This window comes from Enterobacter sp. WPR_3_1 (assembly GCF_003635055.1).
Taxonomy (GTDB): domain Bacteria; phylum Pseudomonadota; class Gammaproteobacteria; order Enterobacterales; family Enterobacteriaceae; genus Enterobacter; species Enterobacter ludwigii.
Genome location: NZ_RBXU01000015.1, coordinates 92059 through 111076 on the forward strand (window position 1 = coordinate 92059; position 19018 = coordinate 111076).

Consider the following 19018-nt stretch of genomic DNA (forward strand, 5'->3'; position numbering starts at 1 on the left):
CAAATCAAGCAGTGGGGAGCACCATAAGGTGAACTCCCCTTTTGGCGTTTATGCCGTACGGCGGGCAAACTCTTTCACTTTGAAGCCCAACACGGCGAGGGTGGCAAAGTAAGCCACAACCCCAACACCCACCACGGCCATCAGTCGCAGCAGACGATAAGGCATGGTGCCGAGCGACCACTCCGGCATCACGTGCATCATGCCGAGCAACGCCGCTGCCATCACCAGCACCGCGATAACCAGTCGCACAAGGAAACTCGCCCAGCCCGGCTGCGGCGTGAAGATATCCTGCTTACGCAGCTGCCAGTACAACAGCCCGGCATTCAGACAGGCCGCCAGACCAATAGACAGAGCCAGACCCGCGTGCTTCAGCGGGCCAATAAACGCCAGGTTCATCAACTGGGTCATCACCAGCGTCACCAGGGCAATCTTCACCGGGGTTTTAATGTTCTGACGGGAGTAGAACCCTGGCGCCAGCACTTTAACAACAATCAGCCCCATCAATCCCACCGAGTACGCCACCAGCGCCTGCTGAGTCATGGACGCATCATGGGCTGAAAATTTACCGTACTGGAACAGCGAGACGGTCAGCGGTTTCGCGAGGATCCCCAGCGCCACCGCGCTTGGCAGTGCCAGCAGGAAACAGAGGCGTAAGCCCCAGTCCATCAGGCGGCAATACTCATCATGGTTGCCGCTGGCAAAGCTTTTAGAGAGCGACGGCAGCAGAATCGTCCCCAGCGCGACGCCCAGTACGCCAGAAGGAAACTCCATCAGACGATCAGCGTAGTACATCCAGGAGACCGAACCGGACACCAGGAAAGAGGCAAAGATGGTATTGATGATAAGTGAGATCTGGCTGACAGAAACCCCGAGGATTGCAGGTCCCATCTGCTTCATGACGCGCATTGCGCCGGCATCACGGAAATTAATGCGCGGCAGAACCAGCATGCCAATTTTCTTCAGATGCGGCAGCTGATATGCCAGCTGCAGGACGCCGCCCACGGTCACCGCCCAGGCCAGCGCCAGTACCGGCGGGTTGAAATGCGGTGCGGCAAACAGGGCAAAGCCGATCATGCTGACATTCAAAAACGTCGGCGCAAACGCCGGAACGGAGAAGCGGTTCCAGGTATTGAGGATTGCCCCCACCAGCGAGGCCAGCGAGATCAGCAGAATATAAGGAAAGGTAATGCGCAGCAGCTGGGTGGTAAGCGCAAATTTATCAGCGGTGTCGGCAAACCCCGGCGCGGTCACCATAATCACCCAGGGCGCAGCCAGCATCCCCAGGACTGTCACAATAGCCAGCGCCAGCGTCAGCAGCCCGGAGACGTAGGCGACAAACACCCGCGTAGCATCTTCGCCCTGCTTGCTTTTATATTCCGCCAGAATTGGAACGAAGGCCTGCGAGAAAGCCCCCTCAGCAAAAATACGGCGCAATAAATTCGGCAGTTTGAACGCGACGAAAAAGGCGTCCGTTGCCATCCCAGCACCAAAAACCCTTGCCACAATGGCATCGCGCGCAAAACCCAGTACGCGAGAAAACATGGTCATCGAGCTGACTGCTGCCAGCGATTTTAATAAGTTCATTAATGTGAATTTCCACAACCATACGGCAAAACGCCTGCAGAGCAGGCGTAATGAATGCCCGACGGCGTTGCGCTTGCGCAGGCCTTCGGATTTGCAGGCCGGGTAGGCGAAACGCCTCCCGGCGAAACCAACAATCGGCGCTTAGTCTACCCGGATTTAAGGGAATTACTATCGGCAGATGTTACAGAGGGTTATTCACTCATGGCCTCTCGCCAGAGCCGTTCCACGATGCGTTGCGCCATGATGGCCTGTTCACCGGCGGTTTCCGGAACCGTCTGATTTTGCACGCAGCTAATGAAGTGACGGGCGCATCCCGCGAAGCCGCGTTGCTCCAGAGTGCTCTGCCAGCCCGGCGCCGGAAGCGTGACCACACCGTTGCCTTTCTCTTCACGCCACTCCCGCATGTCGGTGATGTCATACAGCGCACCGTCAGTGACGGCCTGGACAAACTCCCGCTGACTGCCCGCACGACGATGCATGGTGGTGGTCACCTGCAGATGTTCCAGCGCAAAGTGGTGCTCGGCGTAGACCATCTCGCCCAGATCGTTGGTCATCAGGGTCCCGCTTTTCAGCTGAGCCTGGCCGTTTGTCAGCCAGAGCGCCGTGTCCACCACGTGCAGATAATCATCGAGAAGCGTAAAGCGCAGATCGTTTGGCCCGACGCTGTCGGTACGGTGTTTATCCATCCTCAGAGAGGCCAGCGCGCCCGGCTGTGCCTTCAGTTGCTGATAAAGCGGAGCGAAGCGGCGGTTAAAGCCCACCATCAGCGTCAGGTTCTTGCGTGCCGCCAGCTCTATCAGTCGCTCGGCATCCTGAACGTTCTCCGCCAGGGGCTTATCCACACAGACGTGAACACCGGCATTCAGCAGTTCGCTGACCGCCTGATAGTGCGTTGCCGTTGAGGTATGCACAAATACCGCATCGCACTCGCGGGCAAGATCCGACAGCGAAGCGGCGTAAGGTATCCGCCAGGTTGCGCAGATGCGTTCAGCCTTCTCGCGGGTAGGTGACCACGCGCCCTGAAGCGTCCAGTCCGTTGCCGCGCCTAATACCGGTAACCAGGCTTTTTGTGCAATACCGCCAAGCCCCACCACGCCTACACGTAATTTTTTCACTGTTAATCTCCCAAATGTGCCAGCAGTGCGTCCAGGCGCTGTTTCAGCCCAGCGACCTCCTCTTCCAGCGCGTCCACGCGCGCCGTCAGGCTGCCGCTGACAACAGTGGACTCTTGTTCCGTTGCCAGCGTCGCGGTATCCACCTCGCCACTGAAGAGATGCATATAGCGGCTCTCACGCTTGCCCGGTTCGCGCGCCAGACGCACCACGTAAGGGCCATCCTCGCGGGTTGCAAGCCCTTCCAGGGTTTGTTCCACTTCCTGCATATCCGCAAACTCATGCATACGGGAAGCCCGCGTGCGCAGCTCGCCGGGAGTCTGTGCCCCGCGCAGTAAAAGGGTCGCGATCACCGCCACTTCCGCGGCGCTTAACTTCAGGTCGCCGAATTCGGAATTACAAAAACGTTGTTCGTACTTGGTGACGCGGTTTCCGAAGCCGCTGACGGTGCGCAGATAATGGCGTTTCACCAGTTCATCCAGCACATCCTGAACGTCATGCTCGCTGAGGTTCATTACCGGCTCGCGGTTGGTCTTTTGGTTGCAGGCCATCATGACGGCATTGACAGAGAGCGGATATTGCTCCGGCGTCGTGACCTGTTTTTCCAGCAGGCATCCGACGACGCGCGCTTCTGCACCGCTTAACTGATATTTCATCTCTTCTCCTTAGCGACCCGCTGTCCAGTCCCGGGTGGTTAATGCCGTGAGGACATGGTCGCGCCATTCTCCATCTATCAGCAGATAGTCTTTGGCGTAACCCTCTTTCTCAAACCCTAAACGCGCCAGCAAATTACCGCTGCGCTGATTATGCGGCATATAGTTCGCCATAATACGATGGATATGTTGCGTGCGTTGCATATAACGGATCGCCACCGTTAATGCTTCATACATCAGCCCCTGCCCCTGCCATTTCTGACCGATGGAGTAGCCGAGGTAGCAGGCGTGAAACGATCCGCGCACGACGTTTGAAAAATTGGCGATGCCGATGATCTCTTTTTCTTCGGGATCCAGCAGCGCAAAATAAAACGCACTTCCCTGCTTATGAAATTCCGCAATCATACTGAGGCGCGCCTGCCAGCCGGATGGGTAACAATGGCTCTCATCCCGAACGGGTTCCCAGGGTTTTAAAAACTGGCGATTCTCGGCGTAATAATCCGCCAGACGCCAGGCATCACGCTCATGCACCAGACGAACGACCAGCCTGTCCGTTGTCAGACGCACTTTTGGCACATTACTGCGATAGCCAAACATCGATACCACTCCTTCCCGTCACTTCTGCTGACCCATTAGGTTTACTATACCTGTGCCTGCGCCGTCTGTGAAAACAGTGACATACCATTTTGACCTCTTTTCACATTTTTCGATGAGAACTCTCTATCAAAGCGCTCTTTTGATAAAAAAATATTGTCACGCCCAGGGGTGGGAAAACGCGCAGTAACCCCGCAGAATGTTAGCGTGCTCACCATCCTGTTTTCCCTGGAGGGAAAATGTCCCGCGTATCACAGGCGAGGAGCCTGGGTAAATATTTCCTGCTAGTCGATAACATGCTGGTCGTGCTCGGCTTTTTTGTCGTGTTTCCTCTTATCTCGATCCGCTTTGTCGATCAGATGGGCTGGGCGGCGCTGATGGTTGGCATCGCGCTGGGTTTACGCCAGTTTGTCCAGCAAGGCCTTGGGGTGTTTGGCGGCGCCATTGCTGACCGCTTTGGCGCGAAACCGATGATTGTGACCGGTATGCTGCTTCGTGCGGCAGGCTTTGCCACGATGGCGGTTGCCCATGAGCCCTGGCTTCTGTGGTTCTCCTGCTTTCTCTCCGGGATCGGCGGAACCCTGTTTGACCCGCCGCGCACCGCGCTGGTGGTGAAGTTAATTCGCCCGCAGCACCGCGGACGTTTCTTCTCGATTTTGATGATGCAGGACAGCGCGGGCGCGGTAATTGGCGCGCTTCTGGGGAGCTGGTTGCTGCAGTACGATTTCCGTCTGGTCTGCGCGGCTGGCGCGGTGCTCTTTATTCTGTGCGCCCTCTTTAATGGCCTGTATCTGCCCGCATGGAAATTGTCGACGGTGAAAGCGCCGGTACGCGAAGGGCTGGGCCGCGTCCTGCACGACAAACGTTTTGTCACCTACGTATTGACCCTGACGGGTTACTACATGCTTGCCGTGCAGGTGATGCTGATGCTGCCTATCATGGTGAATGATATTGCGGGAACCCCGGCCGCCGTGAAATGGATGTACGCCATCGAAGCCGCGCTTTCGCTGACGCTGCTCTATCCGATTGCCCGCTGGAGCGAACGGCGTTTTCGCCTGGAGCATCGTCTGATGGCCGGGCTGTTTTTAATGACGCTGAGCATGATGCCCATCGGTCTGGTGAATTCTCTCCAGCAGCTGTTTACGCTGATTTGCACCTTCTATATCGGCTCTATCATCGCCGAGCCGGCTCGTGAGACGCTGAGCGCCTCGCTTGCAGATGCGCGTGCCCGCGGCAGCTATATGGGGTTCAGCCGACTCGGTCTGGCCTTTGGTGGGGCTTTGGGTTACGCCGGCGGCGGCTGGCTGTTTGATGCAGGCAAAGCGCTGAATCAACCGGAACTGCCGTGGATGATGCTCGGCGCGGTGGGCTTTATGACGCTACTGGCCCTCTGGTGGCAGTTCAGCCAGAAGCGCAGCGCAAGCGGCATGCTCGAACCGGGCGCGTAGCCCTTCCCTCTGGCGGGAGGTCGCTCCCGCCTCACTTCTCAGTTTTTTCTGCTGGTTTCTGCCATTTCACACTGACATACTGACGTAACAGGACAGAAGCGCCGATTTTTCGTTGAGGAACACTATGAAGAAAATTGTCATTGCCGCTGCATTCATTGTCAGCGGTCTGCTGGTGGGCTGTAACCAGCTTACGCAATACACCGTCAGTGAACAGGAAATTAATCAGGCGCTGGAAAAACATAACAACTTTTCAAAAGACATCGGCGTCCCCGGGCTTGCCGATGCGCATATCGTCCTCAGCAACCTGACCAGCCAGATAGGACGTGAAGAGCCAAACAAAGTGACGCTGAACGGGGATGCGAACCTCGATATGACCTCCCTCTTCGGCAACCAGAAAGCCAATATCAAGCTGAAGCTGAAAGCGCTGCCGGTCTTTAACAAAGAGAAAGGGGCTATTTACCTGCAGGAGATGGAAGTCGTCGATGCGGAAGTCACGCCGGACAAGATGAAATCTGTGCTGCAAACCCTGATGCCTTATCTGAATCAGTCGCTGCGTAACTATTTTAATCAGCAGCCAGCCTATGTCTTAAGTGAAGACAAGAGCAAGGGTGAAGCGCTTGCGAAAAAGTATGCTAAAGGGATAGAGGTGAAACCGGGAGAAATCATTATTCCCTTCACTGATTAATCCGTAGGGCGCCGAGGCGCCCTTTTTTTTACGGAAAAGTGTGCAAACGAAAACGTTTCCGCTTATGATTTGTGTCCGGCAAAAACAGCCATCCGAATGACTGATTCCTGACAAGCCGGAGCTTCCATGACTGCACAACCCCAGGTTCTTAAAATCCGCCGCCCTGACGACTGGCATATCCATCTGCGCGATGGCGATATGCTCAAAACCGTCGTGCCTTATACCAGCGAAATTTATGGCCGCGCGATTGTCATGCCTAACCTGGTGCCACCAGTCACCACCGTCGATGCCGCAATGGCGTATCGCCAGCGCATTCTGGATGCCGTCCCGGCGGGCCATGATTTCACCCCGCTGATGACCTGCTACCTGACCGATTCCCTGGATCCAAACGAAGTGGAGCGCGGGTTTAACGAAGGCGTGTTCACCGCTGCGAAACTTTACCCGGCCAATGCCACCACCAACTCCAGCCACGGCGTTACCAGCATTGATGCCATCATGCCGGTGCTGGAGCGCATGCAGAAACTGGGTATGCCGCTGCTGGTTCACGGTGAAGTCACGCATGCCGAGATCGACATCTTTGACCGTGAAGCCCGTTTTATCGACACCGTGATGGAGCCCCTGCGTCAGCGCCTTCCCGCGCTCAAAGTGGTCTTCGAGCACATCACCACCAAAGATGCCGCTGAGTATGTACGCGACGGTAACGAGCTTATCGCCGCCACCATCACGCCACAGCATTTGATGTTTAACCGTAACCACATGCTGGTTGGCGGTATACGTCCGCATCTGTACTGCCTGCCGATCCTCAAGCGTAACATTCACCAGCAGGCGCTGCGCGAACTGGTTGCCAGCGGTTTCTCCCGTGCGTTTCTGGGCACGGATTCCGCACCTCATGCGCGTCATCGCAAAGAAGCAAGCTGCGGCTGTGCGGGCTGCTTTAATGCCCCAACCGCTCTCGCCAGCTATGCAACCGTGTTTGAAGAGATGAATGCCCTGCCGCATTTCGAGGCGTTCTGCTCACTCAATGGCCCCCGTTTTTATGGGCTGCCGGTCAATGAGACCTTCATTGAGCTGGAACGTAAAGAGAGCCAGGTTGAGGAAGCCATTCCACTGACCGATGACACGCTGATCCCATTCCTGGCAGGTGAAACCGTTCGCTGGACGGTAAAACGCTAAAAAATCAGTGCCCCTTGTTGTCAAACCGATAATATACCTGTATAAATAAACAGTATATTACACAGGGGGCATTTATGCGTATTGAAGTCACCATAGCCAAAACTACCGTTCTGCCTGCCGGCGCGCTTGATGCGCTTGCAGGTGAATTATCCCGTCGTATTAACAACACCTTTCCCGAAAACGACGGTGCCGTAACGGTGCGTTACGCGGCCGCAAACAACCTCTCCGTCATTGGCGGCGCGAAAGAAGATAAAGCGCGTATCACCGAAATCCTGCAGGAAACGTGGGAAAGCGCCGACGACTGGTTCATCACAGATTAACACTGCTCCCTCATTGTGTTTTTTTGCCGGGTTGCCCCGGCTTTTTTTCGCCTGAAAATCCAGAAAGTTCAAATTAATTCGGCAACTTCTTTAAAAATCGTGAACAACATGGTGTTTTATTGTTCGAACAATCCTAAAAAGCAGAAAAATGTGTTGCTAGCTGTTTATTTTTCCCTTAGGAACCCTTATTACTTGTATACTGAAGTTGCTTCAGAAAAACATGCATTGAACCTCGAAGTCGTTGTCTTCTAACACGCATTATGGGGGTTATAATGGAAAAGAATAGCGAAGTCATCCAGACCCACCCACTCGTTGGCTGGGATATCAGTACCGTAGACAGCTACGATGCACTGATGCTGCGTTTGCACTACCAGACCCCAAATCAGCTGAACCGTGAAGAAGCGGAAGTTGGACAGACGCTGTGGCTTACGACAGACGTCGCCCGTCAGTTTATTTCTATTTTGGAAGCAGGCATCGCAAAAATAGAATCTGGCGACTACCAGGAAAATGAGTATAAACGGCATTAGCGTTTAGCCCACTTTTCACTCTACAGGCACCCTCGGGGTGCCTTATTTATTTCTCCCTTGTATAAGCCCCCGATGTTAATTACTCTGCTAACAAAGCGTTAGTTTAAGAGATGCCCATGAAATATGATCTGATTATTATTGGTAGCGGCTCCGTTGGTTCTGCCGCCGGATATTATGCCACCCAGGCTGGCCTCAAGGTTCTGATGATAGATGCCCATCTTCCCCCTCATTCAGAGGGAAGCCATCATGGCGATACTCGCCTCATTCGTCACGCCTATGGTGAAGGCGAGCGCTATGTCCCGCTGGTACTTCGCGCGCAAGCGCTCTGGGACGAACTGGCTAAACAGACTGAGGAACGCATTTTCGAACGCACGGGTATCATTAACCTTGGTCCTGCCCACTCTGATTTTCTCGCCAGCGTCGAACGCAGCGCGAAGACATTCAACCTGGACGTTGAGAAGCTCGACGCGGCGGGGATCATGTCACGCTGGCCGGAAATCACCGTCCCGGACGATTATGTTGGTCTCTTTGAAGCCCATTCTGGGGTGTTGCATTGCGAAACAGCAATAAAAACCTGGATAGCGCTGGCCGCGAAAGCAGGCTGCGCCCAGCTTTTCAATTGCCCGGTCGAGGCCATTAAACATGACGCTGACGGCGTCACGGTGACAACCCTGGACGGAGAGTACACGGCCTCCCGATTGCTCATCAGTGCAGGTACCTGGGTAACCCGTCTGCTGCCAGACCTGCCCGTACAGCCGGTGCGCAAGGTCTTCTCCTGGTTCCAGTCTGATGGCCGTTACAGTACGCAGAATAAATTCCCGGCGTTCACCGGCGAGTTACCCAACGGCGATCAGTTCTACGGCTTCCCTTCGGATAAAGACGCGCTCAAAATCGGGAAACACAATGGGGGACAAATTATCTCCTCTCCTGAAGAACGTAAACCGTTTGGCGCCTACCCACAGGATGGCTCTGAAGCCTTCTCGTTCCTGCGAAATATTCTGCCGGGCGTCGGTGGCTTACTCTATGGCGCGGCATGCACCTACGACAACACGCCGGACGAAGACTTTATTATCGATACGCTGCCCGGGCATGAGAACACATTGCTCATCACCGGTCTGAGCGGTCACGGCTTTAAGTTCGCGTCGGTGCTGGGTGAAATTGCCGCGCAGTTTGCCCAGGGTATTACGCCGCAGTTTGATCTGACGCCCTTCTCTCTTTCACGTTTTAACGGATAATCCACCACGGGCTTCGGACGTTCCGGAGCCCGTCTTTTTGTTACGGTTTGCGGGGCGCTATGCGCAAAGTTGTGGGTTTTCTCATCAATAATATTCGTGAGCATTTGATGCTCTATATCTTATTGTGGGCGCTGCTGGCCATCATTGATTTTATTTACATTGTATTTTACTGAAAGCCTGCCTGACATTTATTGACATTACTTTGTATTTACTTAAGTTAGAACAATTCCTCAATTAGCCCTTTGTTAAGTCTTGCACGAAGACATTGAATTACCTTTGCGGATCATTTTCAAAACCGCTGAAATAAATAAAATAAAAATCAATATCGACTTATTTCAGTTGCAATATCATTCCTTCCCGTTCATTTTTACTGTTCTGTTTATTTGATAATGGTAATCCTGATGCAATTGCGTAACTCCTCCCGGCGCTATGGAATAATATCCATAAGCTTGCACTGGATATTTGCTATTGCGGTCTATGCCATGTTCGGACTTGGCCTCTGGATGGTGACGCTCAGCTATTACGATGGCTGGTATCACCAGGCCCCGGAGCTGCATAAGAGCATCGGCGTGCTGCTGATGATGGGGCTGGTTATTCGCGTGATCTGGCGACACATTTCACCCCCGCCTGCCGCGCCAAAGACCCACAGTAAATTTACCCGTATCAGCGCTGTTGCCGCGCATATTACGCTTTATGCGCTGCTCTTCGCTCTTCTGATCAGCGGCTATCTCATCTCGACAGCAGAGGGTAAGCCAATAAGCGTTTTTGGCATTTTTGATGTCCCGGCAACGCTTGCCGATGCGGGATCACAGGCCGATATTGCCGGGGTGATTCACCTCTGGCTGGCATGGAGCGTGGTTATCCTGTCCGTGCTGCACGGGCTTGCCGCCCTTAAACATCATTTCATCGATAAAGACGATACGCTAAAGCGCATGCTTGGCCGCTCGTCAGTTGACTCTGGAGCTTAAAATGAAAAAACACCTGCTGGGTATCGCACTGGGTTCTCTGTTATTTACCACCGGCTCAGCCGTTGCTGCTGACTATAAAATTGATAAAGAGGGCCAACATGCTTTCGTCAATTTCCGTATTCAGCATCTCGGGTATAGCTGGCTGTATGGCACCTTTAATGATTTTGACGGCACATTCAGCTTTGACGAAAAAAATCCTGCCGCCGATAAAGTCAACGTGACCATTAATACCAACAGCGTCGACACCAATCATGCAGAACGCGATAAACATTTGCGCAGTGCGGAATTCCTGAACGTGTCTAAATTCCCACAGGCCACCTTCACCTCCACGGAAGTGAAAAAAGATGGCGATAAGCTGGATATTACCGGCAACCTGACGCTCAACGGCGTGACAAAACCGGTTACGCTGAATGCAAAATTAATGGGCCAGGGTGACGATCCGTGGGGGGGTAAACGTGCCGGATTTGAAGCCGCAGGTAAAATTCACCTGAAAGACTTTAATATTACTACCGATTTGGGCCCGGCTTCTCAGGACGTCGAACTGATTATTTCCGTTGAAGGCGTTCAGCAGAAGTCATAATAGCGACGCCCGGCAGGCTTTCACGCTGCCGGGCATCAGCCTTATTCAGGGTCGGGAATACCCAGTTTGGTGTTCAGACGGCCACGGGATTTATTAAAAATCTTGTTACCGTTTTCCCGTCCTGCACGACGACGGCGCTGCTCCTCTTCCGGCAGCATACTCTCTTCACTGCACAGTTCGCTGCAACATCCGTTAAATTTCTCGGCACAGGCCGGACACTGAATAAACAGCAAATGACATCCGTCATTTTTGCAGTTGGTATGGGTATCACACGGCGTACCGCACTGGTGACAGTGGGCAATCACATCCTCTGAAATACGCTCGCCCATTCGTTCGTCAAAGACAAAGTTCTTACCGATAAAACGCACCGGTAAACCCTGCTCACGGGCACGGCGGGCGTACTCAATAATGCCGCCTTCAATGTGCCAGACCTTATTAAACCCGTTGTGCTTCATCCAGGCGCTGGCCTTCTCACAGCGGATCCCGCCGGTGCAGTACATCACGATCTTTTTATCTTTATGTTCCTGCATCATCTCAACCGCTTTTGGCAGTTGCTCGCGGAAGGTATCAGCCGGAATTTCCATCGCGTTTTCGAAATGCCCCACTTCATACTCATAGTGGTTACGCATATCGATGAACACCGCATCCGGATCGTCCAGCATCGCATTCACTTCCGCCGCTTTCAGGTATTCCCCGACATCAGCGGCGTTAAACGCCGGATCGTCAATACCGTCCGCGACAATGCGTTCACGCACTTTCATGCGCAGTACCCAGAATGATTTACCGTCATCATCCAGGGCAATGTTCAGGCGTACACCGTTGAGAGCCGGATCGAACCCGTAAAGCAGGTCGCGGAAGGCGTTTACTTTGCTTTCCGGTACGCTGATCTGGGCATTGATGCCTTCACGGGCAAGATAGACGCGACCGAAAACATTCAGCGTCGTGAAGGCCTGATAAAGCGCATCGCGGGTCGCTTGTGGATCGTTGATGGTAAAGTATTTGTAGAATGAGATTGTCGTGCGCGGTTCGGTTTCAGCCAACATACGCGCCTTTAACATCTCATTCGAAACGCGGTTGTGTAACACTGGCATGGTGTACAAGTCCTGCAATCGTTAGAGATAATGAAAAATCGGTCGGCATCATATAGCAAACAATGACAATTTACATCCACACAATTTACGCTACATTTCACACACCCTAGTTAGTCAGACTTAACAATTGCTGCATTCGTACACGTTTCGAAGACAGACATTTTGGCTACGCCTCAAAAAATGAGACAATAGCTAAACAGGACGTTAGAACACAGGAAAGACATGACCCAGTTACCGAAATTTACTGTCGCCCTTTTGCATCCCCGCTATTGGTTGACCTGGCTTGGCATTGGTTTTTTATGGCTTATGGTCCAACTCCCTTACCCTGTGATTTTCCGTGTGGGCAAATGTGTGGGCCGTATTGGTCAAAAATTCATGAAACGCCGCGCCAGGATTGCCTACCGCAACCTTGAGCTGTGCTTCCCGCAGATGAGCGAGGCGGAACGTCATGAGATGGTTACCAGGAATTTCGAATCCGTTGGCATGGGGCTGATGGAAACCGGTATGGCGTGGTTCTGGCCAGACAAACGGATGTCCCGCTGGAGTGAAGTCACCGGGACGGGTATGGAGCCTGTGCATACGCTTCAGGCCAATAAGACAGGCGTACTGCTGATTGGCGTGCATTTTCTGACGCTGGAGATCGGTGCGCGTATGTTTGGCATGCAGGCACCCGGTATTGGTGTTTATCGCCCTAACGATAACCCGGTGATCGATTTAATCCAGACCAATGGTCGTATGCGCTCCAACAAAAGTATGATCGACCGTAAAGACCTGAAGGGGATGATCCGCGCGCTGAAATCAGGTGAAGTGATCTGGTATGCCCCTGACCACGATTATGGCCCGCAATCCAGCGTATTTGTCCCGTTCTTCGCCGTTGAAGAGGCGGCCACAACCACCGGTACCTGGATGCTGGCGAAAATGTCCAAAGCCGCAATCGTCCCGTTTGTCCCGCGTCGCAAGCCGGATGGCTCAGGCTACGAGTTAATGATGCTCGAGCCGGAACTCGCACCGCCGCTGGACGATGCGGAAACGACCGCTCGCTGGATGAACAGAGTGGTTGAGAAATGCATCATGCTCGCGCCGGAGCAGTATATGTGGCTCCATCGTCGCTTCAAAACACGGCCAGAGGGTATGCCGTCGCGCTATTAATTTTCCGTGCGGCCATCAGGGCCGCACGCTCATTTAGCTTTAAAAGCGCCTCCGCATTGCAGCGATCATAACCCAGGCGCATACTTAGCAGGCTTATTACTTCAGGCCTATGGTGCTCTGCACCTCATTATGCGGATTGTTATGTCACCCTCAGATGCCCCCATAAACTGGAAGCGTAACCTCACGGTTGCGTGGCTTGGCTGTTTTCTCACCGGTGCGGCGTTTAGCCTGGTGATGCCCTTCCTGCCGCTTTACGTTGAACAACTTGGCGTCACCGGTCACAGTGCGCTCAATATGTGGTCTGGCCTGGTCTTCAGTATCACCTTTCTCTTTTCCGCGATTGCTTCGCCCTTCTGGGGTGGCCTTGCCGATCGCAAAGGACGAAAGATCATGCTGCTGCGTTCGGCACTGGGGATGGCCATCATCATGGCGCTGATGGGCCTTGCGCAGAACGTCTGGCAATTTCTGATTTTGCGCGCGTTACTGGGTCTGCTGGGGGGCTTTATTCCTAACGCAAATGCGCTCATTGCCACCCAAATTCCGCGACACAAAAGCGGCTGGGCGCTCGGCACGCTCTCCACCGGTGGCGTGAGCGGCGCATTGCTGGGACCGCTGGCAGGCGGACTGCTGGCGGATAACTACGGCCTGCGTCCGGTCTTTTTCATTACTGCCAGCGTCCTTTTTCTCTGCTTTATCGTCACGCTGCTCTGTATCCGTGAACGTTTCACCCCGGTCACTCGAAAAGAGATGCTCCACGCACGGGATGTGCTGACCTCGCTTAAAAATCCCAGGCTGGTGCTAAGCCTGTTCGTCACGACCCTGATTATTCAGGTAGCAACCGGGTCGATTGCCCCTATTCTGACGCTCTACGTTCGCGATCTGGCCGGTGACGTCAGTAATATTGCGTTTATCAGCGGGCTTATCGCGTCGGTGCCCGGCGTGGCAGCGCTGCTCAGCGCCCCGAGGCTGGGAAAACTGGGGGACCGCGTGGGCCCGGAAAAAATCCTGATATGCGCCCTGGTGATTTCCGTTCTGCTCCTCATTCCGATGTCGATGGTACAAGCACCGTGGCAGCTTGGCCTGCTGCGTTTCTTACTGGGAGCGGCAGACGGCGCGTTACTGCCTGCGGTTCAGACCCTGCTGGTGTACAACTCAACGAACCAGATAGCCGGCCGCATTTTTAGCTATAACCAGTCATTTCGCGATATCGGCAACGTCACCGGACCGCTTGTCGGAGCCGGGATTTCCGCCAGTTTTGGTTTCCGAGCCGTGTTTATCGTCACCGCGGGCGTGGTGCTGTTTAATGCGATTTATTCGTGGTTCAGTTTATCGAGGGCTTTACGACCGGTCGTTAATAAGACAAACGCGTGACAGCTTATTTTTGCATTCATACTTGCAGAACCCGATATTCAGCTATTCTTTCCCTGAAACCTTCAGGAAAACAGGGAGACACCAATGACCATGTACGCCACACTGGAAGCAGTGTAAAGTGAAATACATCTGAAATTTGTGTCGTTTTAGCCCACACAGATTCTCCCACAAATCACTTTTGTATCGTTCCTTTCAGCCTTGTAGCAGGATAATTTGAGTTGTTACGTATATTGGCAATTTCTTGTTTTATCCGGTCGATTTCTCCCAGTACTCTCATCGCTTCCCTTAAATTCTTACGTAACTTCTGCTTCTGTTCGTCTGTAAGATCTTGTATTTTCGTGATTCGTATCTATCTATGGATGTACTTACCTTACAATTAAAAGTTTGTACCGTCATAATCCACACAAACGCTCTCACAGATTACCTTCGTACCGTTCCATTCGTCCTTGTAGATACTGGTATCAATCCCTACCCCAGGTTGAAACGTGTACCCTGTATCATTAACAAACTTCTGGTACTTGGCTGTCTGTACTGTAGCGTCATAGTACCTATGGCCTGAGTACTTAAACCCTGCTGAACCTTGCGGTACTATCCATACCCCATATGATGAGAAAGTGCTCGCATGTTCAATCACCTTGTATTCGAATTCTGAGCCTGTATAACGGCCTGTATACACTTCTGATGTGTCGATCTTACCGAAAGGTGGATTGCCGTAGGCAACGTCATAGAAACGGTCTGGGGTGTACTGGAGAGCGTCACCAATGATCCATTCTGCCTCTGGTAGTACCCTCTTCCCGATCATTACGTACTCTTGATTGAGTTCAACACAGGTAATGTGTGCTGGGTTGTTTCTCAAGAACTGGTAGTAGCTGAGGCGACCTATACCCGCACAAAGTTCAATACATTGACCAGTACAGCCAGCATCAAGTATGAAATCCCATGCGAGCATTTCAGGTGTGAAGAAAGCACCAGTAGCCCCTATACCATCGCCTTTGTAGTTATTGAAGATAAACTCTTTATTGTCTTGTGTGAGTTGCTTATCAGAGTGGATGAGATCCATAACCTGAATGTGTAATGCAGATTCCTTTTTAGTAATTCTTGCCATAAAATACCCTTGTACAGTTGTTGTACGGGTATTTAGGGGGGGTCATAATGAGTCTTATCGATTTAAGTCTTTCCGGGTTATCTCAGCCAGGAACAAAACTTATTGAAAAAATGAGTGATGCGATTGGTGTTCTTTATGAACCTACAAGAATTCGCAAAAAAGCAAAAGCTGAGGCCGAAGCCAAGCGTACAGAGCTAATTTCAAAGTTAGAACTTGAAGGAATAGAAAAACGGGCAGTTGAGCGTTTTCTCAAGCGTGAAACCAAACGACAAGAAAACATTGAAAATATTACAATACAAGCAGCACAAAACCTCTCTGAAACTGACAAGGTTAATGACATCGACGAGGATTGGATAGAGGCATTCTTAAGAGAGTGTCAAGATATTAATGATGAACAAATGCAAACACTCTGGAGTAGAATTTTAACAGAGGAAGCAAAATTCAAAGGGTCATTTAGCCTTAGAACCCTAAAACTACTATCTACTTTAAACAAAGAAGAAGCAAACCTGATCACATATTTCGGTAAATATGTTTGGCAGGCAAGCAATCTAACACCGATTCTTACCCATGATAAAAATGGTGGCACAGAGGGAATAACATTCAGTCAACTTGCATTATTAGACTCATTAGGTGTGATTCAACAAGGTTTTGGTTACAACTTGACTTATAGCCAAAAGATAGGCCGTATTCATTATTATGGAATACCTGTTAACGTCGAATTTAAGAATGATGACCCAAGCACTTGGTCATTTTCAACGGGTCAAGCCCTGCTTTCACCTATCGGTTCAGAATTAATGAAGATTTGCGGTTCTACACCTGACTTTGATTATTTAAAAAATACCATCGATAAAATTAATTCAGAACAAGATCAAGTAAAACTAACAATCGTAACCAGGTAAAACAAGGCCGGGTATCCGGCCTAATTTCCACCAACCATAATCAATAGTACTTGCATAAGTTGACCAAGTGGCACTTGAATTACTACAATACCAAAGGCATCAAGTACTGGTACTATGATCCAGTTATATAGAATGATTAAGGTGAGCACAAATCCTAGAGCATTACGCCAATGGAATGACACCTTTTCAATCTCTTCTTTGTTCGTTTCTATCTGCCCTTCAGCATTTGTTTTTTGAACTTCCTGTTCTAAAGTTTTATGCTTTAGAAAGAAGTTAATTCCTTTTGTTAGTATCCCTAAAATTATATTAATCATAAGTCATCCTTGTATTTGGCAAACACAAGAAACTACGCGATGACCTTTAAAGATGTGGTTGTAAGATAATAGTACCTTTACTTCTAATTGTTCTTTTAGTAGTTCAACCATCAATACATCATCCTCATTTACTTTAGGTGTTGTATGATGATGAAAACTATATACGACTAAATCACCTTTTGTTTTATCTACTTTCTTTTTTATGAGCCTACTACCAGATAGTGCTTTATCATATGGTAATGTTACACTTACTGGTTGGATTGTCTGAAAAGAAAAATCTGTTAGTACAGAATGATCATAACATGGGAAATTTTCTAAGTTATCCATCTTACTTCCTCCAACGGTAATCAAACGTACCGCGTAATGTTCTTAATTGTTCTATTACTTGCTTCTCGGTTTCATCATAGAAATCAAACAATGGTTTTCTACCAACGGAACCATAATAACCAATCACCCTTTGTTCACGTGCCAGTTTAGGATTACGTTTAGAGGATTTCTTGGTAGTGTCGATTAAGTACGTGTTACCGTTCTTACTCTTCACCTTTTTGTATTTATCACTCTTGGTTCTTGAACGTAGCTGTGTAATGTTACCTTGCTTAGTTAACTTAGCATTCTGGTACGGTATAATCTTACCTTCATTAACACGTTTATATACTGGATCAAGAATGTACTTTAGATATGATGCTTGATTAGGTAGTAGAATGATTTGGTTTACTGTCTTGAACTCACTTATCTTTCTAAAGTTAAAGTACATACTCTTTCCAGTAAAAGCGACACCACCACCCGCAACATCATTATCAATCTTTCTTTGAATGTGCTGTGTAACAATACGCATACGGCTACTTAATTCTTTTTTAAATTCTTTCCCTATCTTTGGTCTATTTTTGTTTATGAACCGCTTCATATCATTAGGACTATTGCTGTTTCTCCAAGCCATATCTATTCCTTAATTGAGTATTTCATATAATGATTGAAGGATTCCGCGAATACGTACAGCATCTTTCCCACTTGGTAATCTTGCCTTATGCATTACGGCAAGGTTTAGATTACCCGTTTTTAGTCCTTCGTTTATGATTAATGCTGTTTCTACGAATAGTGTTTCTTTCATTGTGGGGAAAGCCCACAAAATGGTTCGAGTATAATTCACCCCTTCTTCAATCTTGGAATTAACTATCTTTGAACTTGAACTGTACTCACGCCATCCGTTTTCTATTGAATTATCTTTTAGTTTCTTAATGTCCTTAACTCTCTTGTACATCTGTTTGCTACCTATGTAGCTTGTGTTATCTTCAAATTGGAACAAATACACGAATCCTACATAACTACCGTTTGTTAATTCCTTCTCACTCCAATCTTCGTTGTATTGCCATGCTTCCATATAAATACCTTATAAAAATTATCATAAGGTATTTATTCAATGGATATAAAAACACGACTAATAGATTATGAGGGATCACGAGCATATCAAACACGTATGGGGTTCTTTAGAAACAACAAGTATTATCCATATAAGGATAGTGAAGGGTTCTTAACCGTAGGATTCGGGCATAAAGTACTACAAGGTGAAAATTTCATTAATGGTATTACTGAGATTGAAGCACTTAGACTACTTGATAAAGATATTGCTATAGCAGAAAGCCAGCTAAGTAAACTAAACCTAACCATTCCTAAAGATTGGCAAGACTTCATGATCATCATGATTTTTCAACTTGGTCTATCTGGAACGATGAAGTTTAAAAAGATGATTCAAGCACTTCGTGATGCCAACTACCCCGAAGCAATTAAACAATCTAAAGATTCTCTATGGTATCGTCAGACACCTAATAGAGTTAATGCGATGATCGCACAACTAACAAACAAGTAAAAGAAAAGGGATAGTATCTGTTACGGTACTATCCCTTTTTTGTTACTGCTTTGATTGTTCAAGAATCGTAATAATTCGCTCAAGTTTGATATCCAATTCGTGAATTTGAATTTCAAGGTTTCTCAAAGTTTCTTTCATCTTGTCTTGTTCGTCGCTTAGACGTGTAATGTTACTATCTTGTACCGCAATGGTAGTTTCAATATCAGACACACGACTTAATAAATCATTAGTATCTTTTGTATTGTCACGAAAAATAGTATATATCAGTACCAAACCACTAATAACCAAAGCAAGAATTGTTCCCATACCCATTTAGTACTTCCCTATTTTATATTTTTGGTAATAG

24 protein-coding genes are annotated in these 19018 nt (G+C 49.8%); 13 read left to right on the top strand and 11 right to left on the bottom strand.

The features are described from left to right. Nucleotides 1-48: 48 nt before the first annotated feature. From murJ to rimJ, 4 genes are all read right to left on the bottom strand, one after another. Entirely contained in the window at nucleotides 49-1584 is a 1536-nt protein-coding gene (murJ, locus tag BJ887_RS21305; protein ID WP_020884681.1) for a murein biosynthesis integral membrane protein MurJ, read from the bottom strand. A 191-nt stretch (nucleotides 1585-1775) separates the two neighbouring features. Further along, on the bottom strand, nucleotides 1776-2699 hold the full coding sequence (locus tag BJ887_RS21310; protein WP_121340396.1) for a Gfo/Idh/MocA family protein: 924 nt from the start codon (nucleotides 2697-2699) through the stop codon (nucleotides 1776-1778). 2 nt (nucleotides 2700-2701) lie between these two features. Continuing rightward, nucleotides 2702-3352, bottom strand: coding sequence for a YceH family protein (locus BJ887_RS21315; protein ID WP_014169549.1), 651 nt, complete (start codon nucleotides 3350-3352; stop codon nucleotides 2702-2704). A 9-nt stretch (nucleotides 3353-3361) separates the two neighbouring features. Further along, nucleotides 3362-3946, bottom strand: coding sequence for a ribosomal protein S5-alanine N-acetyltransferase (gene rimJ, locus BJ887_RS21320; protein WP_013097146.1), 585 nt, complete (start codon nucleotides 3944-3946; stop codon nucleotides 3362-3364). A 236-nt stretch (nucleotides 3947-4182) separates the two neighbouring features. Here rimJ and mdtH point away from each other — a divergent pair, with 236 nt between their 5' ends. The 9 genes from mdtH (at nucleotide 4183) to BJ887_RS21365 (ending at nucleotide 10879) form a co-directional block, all read left to right on the top strand. Continuing rightward, nucleotides 4183-5391 carry a multidrug efflux MFS transporter MdtH gene (gene mdtH, locus BJ887_RS21325; RefSeq protein WP_014169547.1) on the top strand — a complete coding sequence of 403 codons (1209 nt, stop codon included), beginning with the start codon at nucleotides 4183-4185 and terminating at the stop codon, nucleotides 5389-5391. A 124-nt stretch (nucleotides 5392-5515) separates the two neighbouring features. Then, nucleotides 5516-6076: a lipoprotein gene (locus tag BJ887_RS21330; protein ID WP_020884685.1), complete on the top strand. Its 561-nt coding sequence runs from the start codon at nucleotides 5516-5518 to the stop codon at nucleotides 6074-6076. Nucleotides 6077-6202: 126 nt separating this feature from the next. After that, complete coding sequence (gene pyrC / locus BJ887_RS21335; RefSeq protein ID WP_086463317.1) at nucleotides 6203-7249, top strand: dihydroorotase; 1047 nt, start codon at nucleotides 6203-6205, stop codon at nucleotides 7247-7249. Nucleotides 7250-7323: 74 nt separating this feature from the next. Next, entirely contained in the window at nucleotides 7324-7569 is a 246-nt protein-coding gene (gene dinI / locus BJ887_RS21340) for a DNA damage-inducible protein I (RefSeq protein WP_020884687.1), read from the top strand. A gap of 272 nt (nucleotides 7570-7841) precedes the next feature. Next, entirely contained in the window at nucleotides 7842-8096 is a 255-nt protein-coding gene (bssS, locus tag BJ887_RS21345) for a biofilm formation regulator BssS (protein WP_008500827.1), read from the top strand. A gap of 116 nt (nucleotides 8097-8212) precedes the next feature. Further along, nucleotides 8213-9331, top strand: coding sequence for an N-methyl-L-tryptophan oxidase (gene solA / locus BJ887_RS21350; protein WP_049022472.1), 1119 nt, complete (start codon nucleotides 8213-8215; stop codon nucleotides 9329-9331). Between the two features lie 59 nt (nucleotides 9332-9390). Then, nucleotides 9391-9504: a DUF2770 family protein gene (locus BJ887_RS21355; protein WP_032670549.1), complete on the top strand. Its 114-nt coding sequence runs from the start codon at nucleotides 9391-9393 to the stop codon at nucleotides 9502-9504. Nucleotides 9505-9732: 228 nt separating this feature from the next. After that, entirely contained in the window at nucleotides 9733-10299 is a 567-nt protein-coding gene (locus tag BJ887_RS21360) for a cytochrome b (RefSeq protein WP_025204469.1), read from the top strand. A gap of 1 nt (nucleotide 10300) precedes the next feature. Next, a complete protein-coding gene (locus BJ887_RS21365) occupies nucleotides 10301-10879 on the top strand; it encodes a YceI family protein (protein WP_020884691.1) in 579 nt (192 codons plus the stop codon). 41 nt (nucleotides 10880-10920) lie between these two features. On the opposite strand, the gene BJ887_RS21370 is transcribed toward BJ887_RS21365, so the two are convergent. Further along, entirely contained in the window at nucleotides 10921-11970 is a 1050-nt protein-coding gene (locus tag BJ887_RS21370) for a rhodanese-related sulfurtransferase (protein ID WP_020884692.1), read from the bottom strand. A 222-nt stretch (nucleotides 11971-12192) separates the two neighbouring features. Here BJ887_RS21370 and BJ887_RS21375 point away from each other — a divergent pair, with 222 nt between their 5' ends. Next, on the top strand, nucleotides 12193-13119 hold the full coding sequence (locus tag BJ887_RS21375; RefSeq protein ID WP_121340397.1) for a Kdo(2)-lipid IV(A) acyltransferase: 927 nt from the start codon (nucleotides 12193-12195) through the stop codon (nucleotides 13117-13119). Nucleotides 13120-13260: 141 nt separating this feature from the next. Beyond that, on the top strand, nucleotides 13261-14490 hold the full coding sequence (mdtG, locus tag BJ887_RS21380; protein WP_020884693.1) for a multidrug efflux MFS transporter MdtG: 1230 nt from the start codon (nucleotides 13261-13263) through the stop codon (nucleotides 14488-14490). 376 nt (nucleotides 14491-14866) lie between these two features. Here the strand turns inward: mdtG and BJ887_RS21385 are convergent, their stop codons facing one another. Then, a complete protein-coding gene (locus BJ887_RS21385) occupies nucleotides 14867-15595 on the bottom strand; it encodes a methyltransferase (protein ID WP_121340398.1) in 729 nt (242 codons plus the stop codon). A 47-nt stretch (nucleotides 15596-15642) separates the two neighbouring features. Here BJ887_RS21385 and BJ887_RS21390 point away from each other — a divergent pair, with 47 nt between their 5' ends. Further along, nucleotides 15643-16494, top strand: a complete 852-nt coding sequence (locus BJ887_RS21390; RefSeq protein ID WP_121340399.1) for a DUF2806 domain-containing protein — start codon at nucleotides 15643-15645, stop codon at nucleotides 16492-16494. 20 nt (nucleotides 16495-16514) lie between these two features. Here BJ887_RS21390 and BJ887_RS21395 read toward each other — a convergent pair whose 3' ends face one another. Genes BJ887_RS21395 through BJ887_RS21405 form a run of 4 tightly spaced genes read right to left on the bottom strand, consistent with a single transcriptional unit; the run spans nucleotide 16515 to nucleotide 18186 of the window. After that, nucleotides 16515-16808, bottom strand: a complete 294-nt coding sequence (locus BJ887_RS21395; RefSeq protein ID WP_121340400.1) for a 3TM-type holin — start codon at nucleotides 16806-16808, stop codon at nucleotides 16515-16517. Between the two features lie 3 nt (nucleotides 16809-16811). Next, a complete protein-coding gene (locus tag BJ887_RS23230; protein WP_229216869.1) occupies nucleotides 16812-17135 on the bottom strand; it encodes a hypothetical protein in 324 nt (107 codons plus the stop codon). Between the two features lies 1 nt (nucleotide 17136). After that, nucleotides 17137-17745: a hypothetical protein gene (locus BJ887_RS23235; protein WP_229216870.1), complete on the bottom strand. Its 609-nt coding sequence runs from the start codon at nucleotides 17743-17745 to the stop codon at nucleotides 17137-17139. A 9-nt stretch (nucleotides 17746-17754) separates the two neighbouring features. Next, complete coding sequence (locus BJ887_RS21405) at nucleotides 17755-18186, bottom strand: hypothetical protein (RefSeq protein WP_121340401.1); 432 nt, start codon at nucleotides 18184-18186, stop codon at nucleotides 17755-17757. A gap of 39 nt (nucleotides 18187-18225) precedes the next feature. Here BJ887_RS21405 and BJ887_RS21410 point away from each other — a divergent pair, with 39 nt between their 5' ends. Continuing rightward, on the top strand, nucleotides 18226-18672 hold the full coding sequence (locus tag BJ887_RS21410; protein WP_229216871.1) for a glycoside hydrolase family protein: 447 nt from the start codon (nucleotides 18226-18228) through the stop codon (nucleotides 18670-18672). A gap of 42 nt (nucleotides 18673-18714) precedes the next feature. Here the strand turns inward: BJ887_RS21410 and BJ887_RS21415 are convergent, their stop codons facing one another. Then, nucleotides 18715-18984: a hypothetical protein gene (locus BJ887_RS21415; protein WP_023292983.1), complete on the bottom strand. Its 270-nt coding sequence runs from the start codon at nucleotides 18982-18984 to the stop codon at nucleotides 18715-18717. Nucleotides 18985-19018: the final 34 nt, after the last annotated feature.

Excerpts from the sequence above, each read along its gene's own strand:
- mdtG (WP_020884693.1), top strand. The coding sequence starts at position 13,261 with ATGTCACCCTCAGATGCCCCCATAAACTGGAAGCGTAACCTCACGGTT.
- solA (WP_049022472.1), top strand. The coding sequence starts at position 8,213 with ATGAAATATGATCTGATTATTATTGGTAGCGGCTCCGTTGGTTCTGCC.
- BJ887_RS21355 (WP_032670549.1), top strand. The coding sequence starts at position 9,391 with ATGCGCAAAGTTGTGGGTTTTCTCATCAATAATATTCGTGAGCATTTG.
- rimJ (WP_013097146.1), bottom strand. The coding sequence starts at position 3,946 with ATGTTTGGCTATCGCAGTAATGTGCCAAAAGTGCGTCTGACAACGGAC.
- BJ887_RS21315 (WP_014169549.1), bottom strand. The coding sequence starts at position 3,352 with ATGAAATATCAGTTAAGCGGTGCAGAAGCGCGCGTCGTCGGATGCCTG.
- dinI (WP_020884687.1), top strand. The coding sequence starts at position 7,324 with ATGCGTATTGAAGTCACCATAGCCAAAACTACCGTTCTGCCTGCCGGC.
- BJ887_RS21405 (WP_121340401.1), bottom strand. The coding sequence starts at position 18,186 with ATGGAAGCATGGCAATACAACGAAGATTGGAGTGAGAAGGAATTAACA.
- bssS (WP_008500827.1), top strand. The coding sequence starts at position 7,842 with ATGGAAAAGAATAGCGAAGTCATCCAGACCCACCCACTCGTTGGCTGG.
- BJ887_RS21330 (WP_020884685.1), top strand. The coding sequence starts at position 5,516 with ATGAAGAAAATTGTCATTGCCGCTGCATTCATTGTCAGCGGTCTGCTG.
- BJ887_RS21415 (WP_023292983.1), bottom strand. The coding sequence starts at position 18,984 with ATGGGTATGGGAACAATTCTTGCTTTGGTTATTAGTGGTTTGGTACTG.
- BJ887_RS23230 (WP_229216869.1), bottom strand. The coding sequence starts at position 17,135 with ATGGATAACTTAGAAAATTTCCCATGTTATGATCATTCTGTACTAACA.
- BJ887_RS21365 (WP_020884691.1), top strand. The coding sequence starts at position 10,301 with ATGAAAAAACACCTGCTGGGTATCGCACTGGGTTCTCTGTTATTTACC.
- mdtH (WP_014169547.1), top strand. The coding sequence starts at position 4,183 with ATGTCCCGCGTATCACAGGCGAGGAGCCTGGGTAAATATTTCCTGCTA.
- BJ887_RS21410 (WP_229216871.1), top strand. The coding sequence starts at position 18,226 with ATGGATATAAAAACACGACTAATAGATTATGAGGGATCACGAGCATAT.
- BJ887_RS21360 (WP_025204469.1), top strand. The coding sequence starts at position 9,733 with ATGCAATTGCGTAACTCCTCCCGGCGCTATGGAATAATATCCATAAGC.
- pyrC (WP_086463317.1), top strand. The coding sequence starts at position 6,203 with ATGACTGCACAACCCCAGGTTCTTAAAATCCGCCGCCCTGACGACTGG.
- BJ887_RS23235 (WP_229216870.1), bottom strand. The coding sequence starts at position 17,745 with ATGGCTTGGAGAAACAGCAATAGTCCTAATGATATGAAGCGGTTCATA.
- BJ887_RS21390 (WP_121340399.1), top strand. The coding sequence starts at position 15,643 with ATGAGTCTTATCGATTTAAGTCTTTCCGGGTTATCTCAGCCAGGAACA.
- murJ (WP_020884681.1), bottom strand. The coding sequence starts at position 1,584 with ATGAACTTATTAAAATCGCTGGCAGCAGTCAGCTCGATGACCATGTTT.
- BJ887_RS21385 (WP_121340398.1), bottom strand. The coding sequence starts at position 15,595 with ATGGCAAGAATTACTAAAAAGGAATCTGCATTACACATTCAGGTTATG.
- BJ887_RS21395 (WP_121340400.1), bottom strand. The coding sequence starts at position 16,808 with ATGATTAATATAATTTTAGGGATACTAACAAAAGGAATTAACTTCTTT.
- BJ887_RS21370 (WP_020884692.1), bottom strand. The coding sequence starts at position 11,970 with ATGCCAGTGTTACACAACCGCGTTTCGAATGAGATGTTAAAGGCGCGT.
- BJ887_RS21375 (WP_121340397.1), top strand. The coding sequence starts at position 12,193 with ATGACCCAGTTACCGAAATTTACTGTCGCCCTTTTGCATCCCCGCTAT.